Source organism: Roseateles oligotrophus (assembly GCF_025717515.1).
GTDB classification, from domain to species: Bacteria; Pseudomonadota; Gammaproteobacteria; order Burkholderiales; family Burkholderiaceae_C; genus Paucibacter_A; species Paucibacter_A oligotrophus.
The window spans coordinates 19,235-32,417 of record NZ_JAJIRN010000001.1; the positions used below are offsets into that span (position 1 = coordinate 19,235).

General features: G+C 61.8%; 17 protein-coding genes. 13 read left to right on the top strand and 4 right to left on the bottom strand.

All coding sequences use genetic code 11. The annotated features are described in order from the left end of the window. Window positions 1-5: 5 nt before the first annotated feature. The 3 genes from LNV07_RS00110 to LNV07_RS00120 form a co-directional block, all read right to left on the bottom strand. Window positions 6-356, bottom strand: coding sequence for a hypothetical protein (locus LNV07_RS00110; RefSeq protein WP_263569149.1), 351 nt, complete (start codon window positions 354-356; stop codon window positions 6-8). 195 nt (window positions 357-551) lie between these two features. After that, on the bottom strand, window positions 552-1,325 hold the full coding sequence (locus tag LNV07_RS00115) for a tetratricopeptide repeat protein (protein ID WP_263569150.1): 774 nt from the start codon (window positions 1,323-1,325) through the stop codon (window positions 552-554). Between the two features lie 18 nt (window positions 1,326-1,343). Then, a complete protein-coding gene (locus LNV07_RS00120; RefSeq protein WP_263569151.1) occupies window positions 1,344-1,997 on the bottom strand; it encodes a TetR/AcrR family transcriptional regulator in 654 nt (217 codons plus the stop codon). Between the two features lie 181 nt (window positions 1,998-2,178). On the opposite strand from LNV07_RS00120, the gene LNV07_RS00125 reads away from it, so the two are divergent. The 5 genes from LNV07_RS00125 (at window position 2,179) to hisD (ending at window position 6,248) form a co-directional block, all read left to right on the top strand. Further along, window positions 2,179-3,099, top strand: a complete 921-nt coding sequence (locus LNV07_RS00125) for an ABC transporter ATP-binding protein (RefSeq protein ID WP_263569730.1) — start codon at window positions 2,179-2,181, stop codon at window positions 3,097-3,099. Continuing rightward, complete coding sequence (locus LNV07_RS00130) at window positions 3,096-3,869, top strand: ABC transporter permease (RefSeq protein WP_263569152.1); 774 nt, start codon at window positions 3,096-3,098, stop codon at window positions 3,867-3,869. The genes LNV07_RS00125 and LNV07_RS00130 overlap by 4 nt, the downstream gene beginning before the upstream one ends. A 92-nt stretch (window positions 3,870-3,961) precedes the next feature. Continuing rightward, window positions 3,962-4,228: a BolA family protein gene (locus tag LNV07_RS00135; protein ID WP_263569153.1), complete on the top strand. Its 267-nt coding sequence runs from the start codon at window positions 3,962-3,964 to the stop codon at window positions 4,226-4,228. 66 nt (window positions 4,229-4,294) lie between these two features. Continuing rightward, complete coding sequence (gene hisG / locus LNV07_RS00140; protein WP_263569154.1) at window positions 4,295-4,933, top strand: ATP phosphoribosyltransferase; 639 nt, start codon at window positions 4,295-4,297, stop codon at window positions 4,931-4,933. Between the two features lie 7 nt (window positions 4,934-4,940). After that, window positions 4,941-6,248, top strand: a complete 1,308-nt coding sequence (gene hisD, locus LNV07_RS00145; protein ID WP_263569155.1) for a histidinol dehydrogenase — start codon at window positions 4,941-4,943, stop codon at window positions 6,246-6,248. Window positions 6,249-6,262: 14 nt separating this feature from the next. On the opposite strand, the gene LNV07_RS00150 is transcribed toward hisD, so the two are convergent. Then, window positions 6,263-7,819 carry a methyl-accepting chemotaxis protein gene (locus LNV07_RS00150; protein ID WP_263569156.1) on the bottom strand — a complete coding sequence of 519 codons (1,557 nt, stop codon included), beginning with the start codon at window positions 7,817-7,819 and terminating at the stop codon, window positions 6,263-6,265. A 185-nt stretch (window positions 7,820-8,004) separates the two neighbouring features. Here LNV07_RS00150 and LNV07_RS00155 point away from each other — a divergent pair, with 185 nt between their 5' ends. The 8 genes from LNV07_RS00155 to rsmD are packed head-to-tail and all read left to right on the top strand — an operon-like array spanning window position 8,005 to window position 13,174. After that, the gene (locus tag LNV07_RS00155) at window positions 8,005-8,229 is read left to right on the top strand and encodes a CopG family transcriptional regulator (protein ID WP_263569157.1); all 225 of its coding nucleotides are present in this window, start codon (window positions 8,005-8,007) and stop codon (window positions 8,227-8,229) included. Further along, window positions 8,226-8,669, top strand: coding sequence for a PIN domain-containing protein (locus LNV07_RS00160; RefSeq protein WP_263569158.1), 444 nt, complete (start codon window positions 8,226-8,228; stop codon window positions 8,667-8,669). Before LNV07_RS00155 ends, LNV07_RS00160 begins: the two co-directional genes overlap by 4 nt. Then, complete coding sequence (hisC, locus tag LNV07_RS00165; RefSeq protein ID WP_263569159.1) at window positions 8,666-9,748, top strand: histidinol-phosphate transaminase; 1,083 nt, start codon at window positions 8,666-8,668, stop codon at window positions 9,746-9,748. The genes LNV07_RS00160 and hisC overlap by 4 nt, the downstream gene beginning before the upstream one ends. Continuing rightward, entirely contained in the window at window positions 9,745-10,341 is a 597-nt protein-coding gene (gene hisB, locus LNV07_RS00170; RefSeq protein WP_263569160.1) for an imidazoleglycerol-phosphate dehydratase HisB, read from the top strand. Before hisC ends, hisB begins: the two co-directional genes overlap by 4 nt. Window position 10,342: 1 nt before the next feature. Next, a complete protein-coding gene (hisH, locus tag LNV07_RS00175) occupies window positions 10,343-10,990 on the top strand; it encodes an imidazole glycerol phosphate synthase subunit HisH (RefSeq protein ID WP_263569161.1) in 648 nt (215 codons plus the stop codon). Between the two features lie 42 nt (window positions 10,991-11,032). Next, entirely contained in the window at window positions 11,033-11,776 is a 744-nt protein-coding gene (gene hisA, locus LNV07_RS00180; RefSeq protein ID WP_263569162.1) for a 1-(5-phosphoribosyl)-5-[(5-phosphoribosylamino)methylideneamino]imidazole-4-carboxamide isomerase, read from the top strand. Between the two features lie 16 nt (window positions 11,777-11,792). After that, complete coding sequence (gene hisF, locus LNV07_RS00185) at window positions 11,793-12,554, top strand: imidazole glycerol phosphate synthase subunit HisF (protein WP_263569163.1); 762 nt, start codon at window positions 11,793-11,795, stop codon at window positions 12,552-12,554. Next, on the top strand, window positions 12,551-13,174 hold the full coding sequence (gene rsmD / locus LNV07_RS00190; protein WP_397545507.1) for a 16S rRNA (guanine(966)-N(2))-methyltransferase RsmD: 624 nt from the start codon (window positions 12,551-12,553) through the stop codon (window positions 13,172-13,174). The genes hisF and rsmD overlap by 4 nt, the downstream gene beginning before the upstream one ends. Window positions 13,175-13,183: the final 9 nt, after the last annotated feature.

Consider the following 13,183-nt stretch of genomic DNA (forward strand, 5'->3'; position numbering starts at 1 on the left):
TCCTTTTACTTGGCCTTGGTCGCCTGCTCAGCCAGGTTCGGCTTGATATTGGGCTTGATATTGGGGCGGCCGGCGGCGGTTGGGTAGGCCGACATCACGCGTGTCGGGTCAACGCTGGCCAGATAGCCGTTGTACTGCGCATCGGTACAGCCAAGCAGCTTGCCGTTTTGCTTCTCGCCGCGGTACTCGCCCTTGCTGTAGACGAATTGGTACTCGCTGGCCGCGCCTGTTTTGGCCTCGGTCATGGGTGCAAACTTGGCTGCGCATTCGACCCGCAGGGCGGTGGCTTCGGGCGACTGCGCCCAGGAGAGCGCGGCCAAAGGAGTCAGGATCAGGGCCAACAGAGTGCGTTTCATGATGTTCGAACCTCGGTGAAAAATTGCAGGGTGGAGCTGAATGACCGGACCGTTTGTCCGATCGAATTCGGCAGCTCAGGATTCACAGCTTAAACGTCGCGGGCCAATTTGAACACGCGCGATTGCGGGGGGTATATCGGCCATTTCCCACCCAACGCGTGAGAAACCGCACGGCACACCCGCTTCGATGATCGATCAATCCTCGAGCTCTTCGCGCGCCATTTCGACATCCAGGCATTCCATCGCGTCCATTGGCTCGCAGGCCGCCGCTTCGGCATACAAAGCCTCGGCCTCCTTCATGCGTTTATCGCCTTCCAGCATCACCAAACCATTGGCGCGCTCGATCATCGCAATGGCGCTACCGGGGTTGAGCTTCAAGGCCTGCTCGAACATCTTGAGGCCGGTGGCGCTGTCGGCGCCTTGGGTGCGGCCCAAGAGCTTGCCAACCTTGTCTATCACCTCGGCGTGGAAGGCGCCCAGCGCGATATGGGCATCGGCATGCTTGGGTGCCAGCGCAATGGTGGTTTCGAGTGCGTTCTTGACCTTGCTGCCCAAACCCTGGGCCAAGGCCTTGGCGACGCTGATGCCCTGGCCATAGCGGCCAATGGCATAGGCTTGCCAGTAATAGGCATTGGGGTTCTTGGGCTCTTCGGCCTGCTGGGCGGCGGCGCGTTCGGCTACTTCGAGGAACATCTCCAGCTTGACCTTTTCCTTCTTCTCAAGGTAGTTGGCGTAGATGGCCTGCGCCTTGTTGGCGACGCTGATGCCCGCGCTTCCTGCGGCCAGCCCCGCTTCGTAGGCTTGTTGAAACTCGCCGGCATGGAAGTGAATCCAGGCCGCGACGACCGCAGCGTCCTTGGGCCAGGGTTCGGCATCCCCCGTATGCAGGCGAGCCCAATGCTTTTTCAGTGAGGCCGGACTGTATTGAAAGGCGGCGTTGTCATGCGGGAAGGCGGTCCATTTAGCCATTTTTCGTCTCCGTTGTTTCTACTGGTATTTGTTCGCCAGGGCAAACAAGTGTTCTCTTGATTCGGGCTCCAGATAGGGCAGCAGCAAACTCAAGACATGGAAGGCACCGCGCATCAGCGCGGCGCCGGCTTGTGCGGGCTCCAAGGCATTGCGCGGGTCACGCACATATTCGAAACTGAGCCAATAGCTCAAGAGCACCACCATCGCGTTGGCCGTCGGGGCGGCTTCGCGGGCATCCATCTTCAGCGCACCGCCATGTTGCAGCCCGGCCAGCACATTGCGCATCGCCAGACCCTTTTGGGTCAGCACCGTTTGAAAATGCATCTCCAGGCGCCGATTTTTTGACAGCAGGTCATTCAGATCGCGATAGAGAAAGCGGTGCTTCCAGATCAGCTCGTACAGCATATGGAAAAACAGCCATGCGTCTTCGACGTTAGTCACATTGTCGGCAGCGGCAAGCAAGTCGAGCAACTCGCGCTCAAAGCGGGCGAACAGCGAGTTGATCAACTCGTCTTTGGCCGGGTAGTGATAGTAGAGATTGCCGGGGCTGATGCCCAACTCGGCGGAGATCAAGGTGGTCGAGACGTTCGGCTCACCAAAACGATTGAAGAGATCGAGCGTGACTTCAAGAATGCGTTCAGCGGTGCGGCGCGGCGGTTTTTTTGTGGCCATGTGTGAATGCGTGAGCTTTTCTCCTGTGAGCCGATTCTGTCACCAAGCTTGGGCTTGGTTCTAGGGATTTGGCTCCATTGCGAGACGGGCGTGGGCGCATAACAACCTTGGCCGAGCGTGTGTTCGCCGCCGTTCCTACAATCGGCACATGCAATCACCGCTTACTCAAGGCGCCGGCACCATGCCGGCCATTTCCTTTCAGAACGTCAGCAAAACCTACCGAGGGGGTCAGGTCAAGGCCCTGGACGGCGTCAGCTTCGATATCGCGCAGGGCGAATTCTTTGGACTCTTGGGGCCAAACGGCGCCGGCAAGACCAGCTTGATCAGCATTCTGGCGGGGCTGGCGCAGGCCAGCGGCGGCCGCGTGCTGGTGCAGGGCCATGATGTGGTCAGCGACTTTGCCGCAGCAAGGCGCGCGCTTGGCATCGTGCCGCAGGAGTTGGTGTTCGACCCCTTCTTCAATGTGCGCGAGGCCTTGCGCTTTCAGGGCGGCTATTTTGGTGTGCACAACAACGAGGCCTGGATCGACGAGTTGCTGCAGAACTTGGGCCTGGCCGACAAGGCCGAAGCCAATATGCGCCAACTCTCGGGCGGTATGAAGCGCCGTGTGTTGGTCGCGCAGGCCTTGGTGCATCGCCCACCGGTGATCGTGCTGGATGAGCCCACGGCCGGCGTCGATGTGGAGTTGCGTCAGACCCTGTGGCAGTTCATTGCGCGCCTGAACCGCGAGGGCCACACCGTCTTGCTGACCACCCATTACCTCGAAGAAGCCGAGGCCTTGTGCGGGCGCATCGCGATGTTGAAGCAGGGCAGGGTGGTGGCGCTGGAGCGCACCTCGGAGCTGCTGAAAGGCCGCGCCTCGACGATGCTGCGCTTCAAAACCGATGCCGCGCTGCCCGCGAATCTGGCCGCGCAGGCGCGCATCACCGGCCGCATTGTGCAGATCAAGGCGCATGACGCGGCCGAGGTCGAGTCGATTCTGACCACGCTGCGGGCGGCCAATTGCCCAGTCGAAGACCTGGAGATAGGGCGCGCCGATCTGGAAGATGTGTTCCTGGAAATCATGCAGGAAGAAGAGCAGAAAAAGGGAGTGACAGCATGAGTGGCGCAATCCAATTGAAGGGCGCCGGCACGCTGTTCTACAAAGAAGTGCTGCGTTTCTGGAAGGTCAGTTTCCAGACCGTGGCGGCGCCGGTCTTGACCGCCGTGCTCTATTTGCTGGTCTTCGGCCATGTGCTGGAAGATCATGTGAAGGTCTACGGCACGGTCGGCTACACCAGCTTTTTGATCCCCGGCCTGGTGATGATGAGCGTCTTGCAGAACGCTTTTGCCAACTCATCAAGCAGCCTGATCCAGAGCAAGGTGACCGGCAATCTGGTCTTCCTGCTGGTGACGCCGCTGTCGCATTGGGCCTGGTTCGTCGCCTATGTGGGCGCGGCGATGGTGCGCGGCATGATGGTGGGCCTGGGCGTTATGGTGGTGACCGTGTGGTTTGCGCCGCCCGGCCTCAGCCAGCCCTTGTGGATACTGAGTTTTGCCTTGCTGGGCGCGGCGATGATGGGAACCTTGGGCCTGATCGCCGGCCTGTGGGCCGAGAAGTTCGACCAATTGGCGGGCTTTCAAAACTTCATCATCATGCCGATGACGTTTTTGTCCGGCGTGTTCTATTCGGTCGGCTCCTTGCCACCGTTCTGGCAGGGCGTTAGCCACTTGAACCCGTTTTTCTACATGATCGACGGCTTCAGGCATGGTTTCTTTGGCGTCAGCGATGCCTCGCCCTGGCTGAGCCTGGGCGTGGTTGGCGGCAGCTTTTTGCTCGTCGCGGGCATCGCCTTGGAGCTGCTGCGGCGGGGCTACAAGATCCGCAGCTAATTTGGACAAGTCTTCCACCCATTCAATCAGTTGGTGACAGAGCTACTCGCTGCGCTCGGGCGGTCTGTCACGCAAAAGCTAAAATATTCCCCATGGCCGACCCTACTCCAGCTGAAGTTCAGCAATTCATTGCCTCCGGGCTGCCCTGCAATCACTGCGAAGTCGAGGGCGACGGGCGGCATTTCTTTGCCACCATCGTGTCTGCCGAGTTCGAGGCTTTGAGCCGCGTGCGCCGCCATCAGCGCGTCTATCAAGCGCTCGGTGAGCGCATGCGCGAGCAGATTCATGCGCTGTCGATGAAGACGCTGACGCCCGCCGAATGGGCGGCCGACCCGACGCCGCAATCGTCGGCGCGCTGATCGTTTTGTCCGTTTTTTTGCCCGGTCCGCCGGGCCGCCTCCCCGAATGCCAGTGAGTGCCCCCACATGATCACCCTTGCCCTGTCCAAAGGCCGCATCTTTGAAGAAACCCTGCCGCTGCTCAAGGCGGCCGGCATATCGGTGCTGGACAACCCGGAAACCTCGCGCAAACTGATCCTCGCCACCAACAGCCCGGATGTGCAGGTGGTGCTGGTGCGCGCCAGCGATGTGCCGACCTATGTGCAGTACGGCGGTGCCGACCTCGGCGTGGCTGGGCGCGATGTCTTGATCGAGCATGGCCTGGACGGCATGTATCAGCCGCTGGACCTGAATATCGCCTGCTGCCGCATGAGCGTCGCGGTGCGCGATGACTTTGATTACGCGGCCGCCATCAAGCAGGGCTCGCGCATTCGCGTGGCCACCAAGTACACGCAGATTGCGCGTCAGCATTTCTCCGACAAGGGCGTGCATGTCGACCTGATCAAACTCTATGGCTCGATGGAGCTGGCGCCCTTGACCGGCCTGGCCGATGCGATCGTCGACCTGGTCTCGACCGGCAATACGCTGAAGGCCAACCATCTGGTTGAGGTCGAAAAGGTGATGGAAATATCGTCGCGCCTGGTCGTCAATCAGGCCGCGCTCAAGCTCAAGCGCGAACCGCTGCGCCGCATGATCGACGCTTTTGCTTCAGCCATCCCTAAGTGAAATTTTCATGAAACTTCGCCATCTCAGCACCGCCGCCGCCGACTTTGAAGCCGAGTTTCAGCGCGTGCTGCATTGGTCGGCCGAGACCGATTCGGCGATCGAACTGCGCGTGGCCGAGATCCTCGCCGATGTGCGCCTGCGCGGCGATGCAGCGTTGCTGGACTACACCGCTCGCTTTGATCATTTGCAGGCTCAAAGTGTGGCCGAGTTGGAACTGACTCGCGATGAATTGAAGGCCGCCTTCGACGCCATCACGCCGGCCCAGCGCGAGGCCTTGAAAGCCGCCGCCTTGCGGGTGCGCAGCTATCACGAGCGCCAGAAGCAGGCCAGCGGTCTGAGCTGGAGCTACGTTGACGAAGACGGCACGCTCTTGGGCCAGAAGGTCACGCCTTTGGACCGCGTCGGCATCTATGTCCCGGGCGGCAAGGCCGCCTACCCGAGCAGCGTCTTGATGAATGCGATTCCCGCCCAGGTGGCCGGCGTGCCCGAAATCATCATGGTGGTGCCCACGCCGCGCGGCGAGAGGAATCCGCTGGTGCTGGCCGCCGCCTATATCGCCGGTGTGCACCGTGTCTTTACGCTGGGCGGCGCGCAGGCGGTGGCGGCCTTGGCCTATGGCACAGCGACCGTGCCCAAGGTCGACAAGATCACTGGCCCCGGCAACGCCTATGTGGCCAGCGCCAAAAAGCATGTATTCGGCCAGGTCGGCATCGACATGATTGCCGGCCCGAGCGAGATTCTGATCCTGGCCGACGGCACGACGCCGCCCGACTGGGTCGCGATGGATCTGTTCAGCCAGGCCGAGCATGACGAAATGGCGCAAAGCATTCTGCTCTGCCCGGATGCCGAATACATCGCGTTGGTCAGCGCCGCTATCGACAAGCTCTTGCCCGAGATGCCGCGCCGCGATGTGATCCGCGCCTCTTTGGAGGGGCGCGGCGCGCTGATTCTGACGCGCTCGATGGAAGAAGCCTGCGAAATTTCCAACCGCATCGCGCCCGAGCATCTGGAGGTTTCCAGCGCGAATCCGCAGGCCTGGGAGCCGCTCTTGCGCCATGCCGGGGCGATCTTTTTGGGCGCTTACACCAGCGAATCCTTGGGTGACTATTGCGCTGGACCGAATCACGTTTTGCCGACGGCCGGCACCGCGCGTTTCTCGTCGCCGCTGGGCGTCTACGACTTCCAAAAGCGCAGTAGCCTGATCGAGGTCAGCGAGGCGGGCGCGCAAAAGTTGGGCGTCATTGCGGCCGAGTTGGCCTATGGCGAGGGCCTGCAGGGCCATGCCCGGGCGGCCGAGATGCGCTTGAAGAAATAGCTTCAGCGATCGAGCTATTCGGTACGGAATTCGCTCAAAGCCTGATCGACGTTTTGCGCCTGGCCGCGCAGGCTGTCAGCTGCGGCGGCGGTTTGCTCGACCAAAGCGGCATTCTGCTGGGTGCTTTGCTCGATCTCGGACAAGGTCTTGCCCATGCCGTTGACGGCTTGATTCTGTTCGCGGATGGCTGCATCGGTTTCACCCATCAGCACGCTGACGCGCTGCACTTGCTGCACCACTTCGCCGATGGTGACTTGGGCGTCGCTGACACTGCGTCCGCCCGCCTCGACCTGCTCGACGCTGTTTTGAATCAAGGTCTTGATTTCTTTGGCGGCCTCGGCGCTGCGCTGCGCGAGCATGCGTACCTCGGACGCTACCACCGCAAAGCCGCGCCCCTGCTCACCGGCGCGGGCGGCTTCAACGGCGGCATTCAAGGCCAGGATATTGGTCTGAAAAGCGATGCTGTCGATGACGCCGATGATGTCCGAAATGCGTTGGCTGGCCTGTTGAATGCCCTGCATGGTCAGCACCACCTGCCCGACGGCCTCGCCGCTTCGGCTGGCCACGCCGGAGGCGGCGCGAGCTAGCTCGTCCGCTGCGCGCGTATTGCTGGCGCTTTGTTGTGCGCTGCCCACCATCTCTTGCATCGAGTGCCCCGCCTGTTGCAACTTGGCGGCTTGGCTTTCGGTACGGGTGGACAGGTCCATATTGCCGTCGGCAATCTCGGCCGAAGCCTTGGCGATCTGGCTGCTGCCGGCGCGCACACGTTGAATGGCGCTGCGCAAATGGCTGACCATATCGATCATCGCATCGTGCAGTTGGCCCATTTCGTCGGCGCGGTCGAGGCTGTCGCGACTGGCCCGCAGGTCGCCGGCGCTGACTGCGTGGGCCATCGCGATGGCCTCGCGCAAGGGTGCCATCACACTGCGCAAGACCCAGAAATAACTGGCCAGCAAGAGTGCCGAAAGCAGCAAGGCGCCCACTGGCATTTGCCAGGCTGCTTGCTGATGGGTGCCGTCAAAGGCGAGTTGCGATTGTTCGGCAAATTTGATGCCTTGCGCGACGGTGGCATCCACGCCGACGCGGTGGCTTTGATAAATCGCGTGGACGACTTTCAGCCCTTCACGCGCCGCCGCCTCGTCTTTGTTCAGCAGGGGCTCAATGACTTGTTTGCGGGCGGCCTGCAGCATCAAGCCGGCTTGTTCATGCTGTCTGCCGAACAACGCCTTCTCCAAACCATGGGGAGGGTTTTGTTGCCAATATTTGACGCGGGCCTCGTACTCCGTGCTGAGTCGCTCGACATCGTCCCGGCCTTGGCTCGGGGGTATCGTGCCTTCGACCGCTTGGGATAGCGCCAGCCGCAACTCGATCAAATACATCGGCGGCGGCAAGATGTCGGCCACCACATCCTTGGCGACAAAGGTTTGTTCGGCGTTGGTGCGCAGCAGCGCATAGCTCCAGATCGAGTGGACCAGCATCAGCACAGCGGCCAGCCAGCCGCTCAGCGCAAGGCAGGCGATGCGCTTGCGGATAGACATCGAGCGCGAGGTGTTGGGAACAGGGCTTGACATGTCAATCTCCTGGAGGGCGCTTTATTGGCTTCTCAATTCGCCAGCTTTGGCCTCCCAGCCTTGCTCCGAAACTTAGCGTACGGTCACTCTGACATCTCTGTTTTCGACTCACTCAAAAGAAACTGAAGTTTCAATTTGAACGACACGAAGTTCGTGTTGCACGAAGTTCGTGTAACATTGCGCTTGTGAAAAACGTCACCATCAGCATGGAAGACAGCGTCGCCGAATGGGCGCGCTTGGAGGCGGCGCGCCGCAATACCAGCGTGTCGCGCCTGGTCGGCGAGATGCTGGCCGAGAAGATGCGGCATGACGATGCCTATGAGCGGGCCTTGCAAGACTGGCTGCACCGCGAGCGCACATGGGCCTCGGATGGCAATGCCTACCCCCAGCGCAGCGAGTTGAGCCAATGACTGAACTGGTCTTTGTCGACACCTCGGTCTTGATCCTCAGCGAAGATGGTGCCGATGCAGGCGCTCGCGATCAAGCAATGAACTGGCTGCGCGAGCTCTGGCAGTGCCGCAACGGCCGCTTGTCGACCCAGGTCTTGAACGATTTCTATGCCTCGGTCACCACGCGCATCCAGCCGCCCATGCCGAATGGCGATGCCCGTGCCGAGGTCAGGCGCTATCAGCGCTGGCAGCCCTGGGCGATTGACCATGCGACGGTGGAGAGCGCCTGGTCGATCGAAAGCCGTTTCGGCCTGCTCTATGCCGACGCCTTGATCGTCGCCGCCGCCAAGGCGCAAGGTTGCACGCTGCTCTTGAGCCTGGAGCTGCCGCATCAGGCGGTGTTTGACAGCGTGACCGTGATCAATCCGAAACTCGCTGGAACGGAGCGACTGAATCCATGAGCACCTTTTTGAACAACGCTTTGTCCTGCATTCGCGACGATGTGCGCGCCGCGCAGGCCTACCCGGTTGCATCCAGCGCCGGCATGGTCAAGCTCGACGTGATGGAGAACCCGTTTCGCCTGTCGCCGGAGTTGCAGGCGCAACTCGGCGCGCGGCTCGGTGCCGTCGCGATCAATCGTTACCCGGCCGAAAGCACCGCCAAGCTGGCGGCCGCGCTTGCCGCTCATGCCGGCATGCCGGATGGCTGCGCGATCACGCTGGGCAATGGCTCCGACGAATTGATCACCATGCTGAGCATGGCCGTCAGCAAAGCCGGCGCCAAGATCTTGTCGCCCAGCCCCAGCTTTGTGATGTACGAGCTGTCGGCGCGCTATCAGAACCTGCAGTTTGTCGGCGTGCCCTTGCGTGCGGCCGATTTCGAACTCGACGGCCCGTCCATGCTGGCGGCGATTGCTGAACATCGGCCGGCGCTGATCTATCTGTCCTACCCCAACAATCCGACCGGCAATCTCTGGGATGCGACCGTCATCGAGCAGATCATCCAGGCGGCACCGGGATTGGTGGTGATGGACGAGGCCTATCAGCCCTTTGCCGCCGGCGACTCGATGGCGCTGTTGGCGCGCTACCCGCAGGTGCTGGTGATGCGTACGATGAGCAAGTTCGGTCTCGCCGGTGTGCGTATTGGTTACTTGATCGGGCAGGCCGCCTTGATCGCCGAGATCGACAAGCTGCGCCCACCTTTCAATATCAGCGTGCTGAATGCCGAGGCCGGCTTGTTCGCGCTGGATCATGCCGACGTTTACGCCGCCCAGGCGGCGACGCTACGGGCCGAGCGCGAGCGGGTCTTCAGCGCGCTGCAGGCGATGGCCGGTGTGCAGGCTTTCCCTAGCCAGGGCAATATGATTTTGGTCCGTGTGGCCGATGCGGCGCATGCCTTCGCCGGCATGAAGTCGCGCGGCGTCTTGATCAAGAATTCGCATGCGGCACACCCCTTGCTGAACAACTGCCTGCGCATCACCATCGGCTCGGCCGAAGAAAACCAGGCCATGCTGGCCGCACTCCAGGAATCACTGTCATGAGCACCGATCGCATCGCAGAAGTCAGCCGCAACACCAAAGAAACGCAGATCACCGTTCGCGTCAATCTGGACGGCAGCGGCGAGGCAAAGCTCAATACCGGCATTGGTTTCTTCGACCATATGTTGGATCAGATTGCCCGCCATGGCCTGATCGATCTGGACATCCAGGCGGTGGGTGACCTGCATATCGACGGCCATCACACGGTCGAGGATGTCGGCATCACGCTGGGCCTAGCCGTCGCGCAGGCGGTCGGCGACAAAAAAGGCCTGACCCGTTACGGCCACAGCTATGTGCCGCTGGATGAGGCGCTGTCCCGCGTAGTGATCGACTTCTCGGGCCGGCCGGGTTTGGAAATGGACGTCAAATTCACGGCCGGGGCCATCGGCGCCTTTGACACGCAACTGGCGTTCGAGTTTTTCCAAGGCTTCTCGAATCATGCGCTGGTGTCCTTGCATATCGACAACTTGAAGGGCCATAACGCCCATCATCAATGTGAGACGATCTTCAAGGCCTTCGGTCGGGCGCTGCGGATGGCGATGACGCTGGATTCCCGTTCCATCGGCGTCATTCCTTCAACCAAAGGAAGCCTTTGATATGGCCAGGACAGTAGCCGTTGTCGACTACGGCATGGGCAATCTGCGCTCGGTCTCTCAGGCGGTGCTGCATGTGGCCGAGGGCACCGGGCTGGAGGTCGTGATAACGGCCAATCCGGACGAGGTGCTCGCGGCCGAACGGGTGGTTCTGCCGGGTCAGGGCGCGATGCGGGAATGCATGCGCGAGCTGCGCGAATCGGGCTTGCAGGCTGCCGTGCTGGACGCTGCCGCCAACAAGCCCTTGATGGGCGTGTGCGTCGGCATGCAGATGCTTTTGGACCATAGCGAAGAACAGGACACGCCGGGTCTGGGCTTGATTCCCGGCCTGGTCAAACGCTTCACTCTGGACGGGCGGCTGCAAGCCGATGGCAGTCGCTACAAGGTGCCTCAGATGGGCTGGAACCGCGTGCGGCAAACGCTGCCTCATCCGGTCTGGGGCGATGTGCCCGACGACAGCTACTTCTATTTCGTCCACAGCTTCTACGCCGCGCCGTTAGATGCGCGCCACAGTGTCGGTGAAAGCGATTACGGCGCGCGCTTTACCTCGGCTATCGCCCGAGATAATATTTTTGCCACACAATTCCACCCCGAGAAGAGCTCCGTCCACGGCCTGGCCCTGTACCGGAATTTCCTTCTTTGGAAACCCTGATTTCTTTGACTGTTTTTCATCACCCAAAGTTCTGCTCCCGTCATGTTGCTGATCCCTGCTATTGACCTGAAAGATGGTCGCTGCGTCCGCCTCAAGCAAGGCGATATGAATGACTCCACCACCTTCGGCGAAGACCCGGCCGCGATGGCCAGGCGCTGGATCGACGCCGGCGCCAGGCGCCTGCATCTGGTCGACCTGAACGGCGCTTTTGCCGGCAAGCCGGTCAACGCGGCCGCCATCACGGCGATCCTGCGCGAGGTGAACGGCGAGATCCCGGTACAACTGGGTGGCGGCATCCGTGACCTCGACACCATCGAGCGCTATCTGGACGCCGGACTGAGCTACATCATCATCGGCACGGCGGCGGTCAAGAACCCGGGCTTTTTGCAAGACGCGGCCACGGCTTTTGGCGGCCACATCATCGTCGGCCTCGACGCCAAAGACGGCAAGGTCGCGACCGACGGCTGGAGCAAGCTGACCGGCCATGAGGTGATCGATCTGGCGCGCAAGTTCGAGGGCTACGGCATCGAAGGCGTGATCTACACCGACATCGGCCGCGACGGCATGCTCAGCGGCATCAATATCGAAGCGACCGTCAAGCTGGCGCAGGCATTGAGCATCCCAGTGATCGCCTCGGGCGGCCTGGCCAGCCTGGCCGATATCGACGCGCTCTGTGCGGTCGAAGAGGAAGGCATCGAGGGCGTGATCTGCGGCCGCGCGATCTATACCGGCGACCTGGATTTCACGGCCGGCCAAGCTCGCGCCGACGAACTCGGCCTCGGCTGAGGGCTGCGAAAAATCCATGCTGGCTAAACGCATCATTCCCTGCCTTGACGTGACCGGTGGTCGAGTCGTCAAGGGCATCAACTTCACCGAATTGCGTGACGCCGGCGATCCCGTAGAAATCGCCGCCCGCTACAACGAGCAGGGCGCCGATGAGCTGACCTTTCTGGACATCACCGCCACCAGCGACGGGCGCGATCTGATCCTGCACATCATCGAAGCGGTGGCCTCCCAGGTCTTCATCCCGCTGACGGTCGGCGGCGGCGTGCGCGAAGTTGCCGATGTGCGGCGCTTGCTGAATGCCGGCGCCGACAAGGTGTCCTTCAACTCGGCAGCGATCGCTAACCCGCAAGTGATACGGGACTCGTCCGACAAATACGGCGCGCAATGCATCGTCGTTGCGATCGACGCGAAGCGCCGCACCGATGGATCGGGCTGGGATGTTTACAGTCACGGTGGGCGCAAGAATGTCGGCTTGGACGCTGTCGCCTGGGCGCGCCAGATGGCCGAATACGGTGCCGGCGAAATCTTATTGACCAGCATGGACCGCGACGGCACCCGCAGCGGTTTTGACTTGGAGCTCACGCGCGCCGTCAGCGATGCGGTGGCGGTGCCGGTGATCGCCTCGGGCGGCGTCGGCTCGCTCGATGACTTGGCCGATGGCGTGCAGATTGGCGGCGCCGACGCGGTCTTGGCGGCCAGCATTTTCCATTACGGCCACCACACCGTTGCCGAGGCCAAGGCGGTGATGGCGGCGTGCGGCATTCCGGTGCGCTTGTGAATCGGCCTCGTTCCAGCGGGGCCGCCAAGGCGATTTCGGCGCTGACGCAAAAGGCCGCCGGTGCTCCGCGCATGGGAGCCCGCGAGGTGCGCATCATCGGCGGGCAGTGGAAGCGCTCCAAGCTGCCGGTGGCCGACAAACCCGGCTTGCGCCCGACGCCCGACCGCGTGCGCGAAACTTTGTTCAACTGGCTGGGCCAGGATCTGGATGGCTGGCGCGTGCTGGATGCCTTTGCCGGCAGCGGCGCTTTGGGTTTCGAGGCTGCTTCACGCGGCGCTACCGAGGTCTTGCTGCTGGAACGTGACGTCGAGTTAGCGCGCAGTCTCAGCGCCAGCAAGCTCAGGTTGAAGGCCGACAGTCTGCGCGTCGAATGCAGTGACGCCTTGGGCTGGATGGGCCGCTGCGCGCCAGCCCGTTTCGAGCTGATCTTGCTCGATCCGCCGTTTCAGCAAGACCTGTTCTTGCCGGCCTTGCGGGCGGCGGCGCCCTTGCTGGTCGCGGGCGGCTTCATCTATCTCGAAGCACCCGAGCTGATCGATGCCCCGGCCGAATTGGGCCTGGAGGCTTGGCGTGCGGGCAAGGCCGGTGCGGTGCAATTCCAGTTGCTGCGCAAGGTCTAAGCCCTCAGC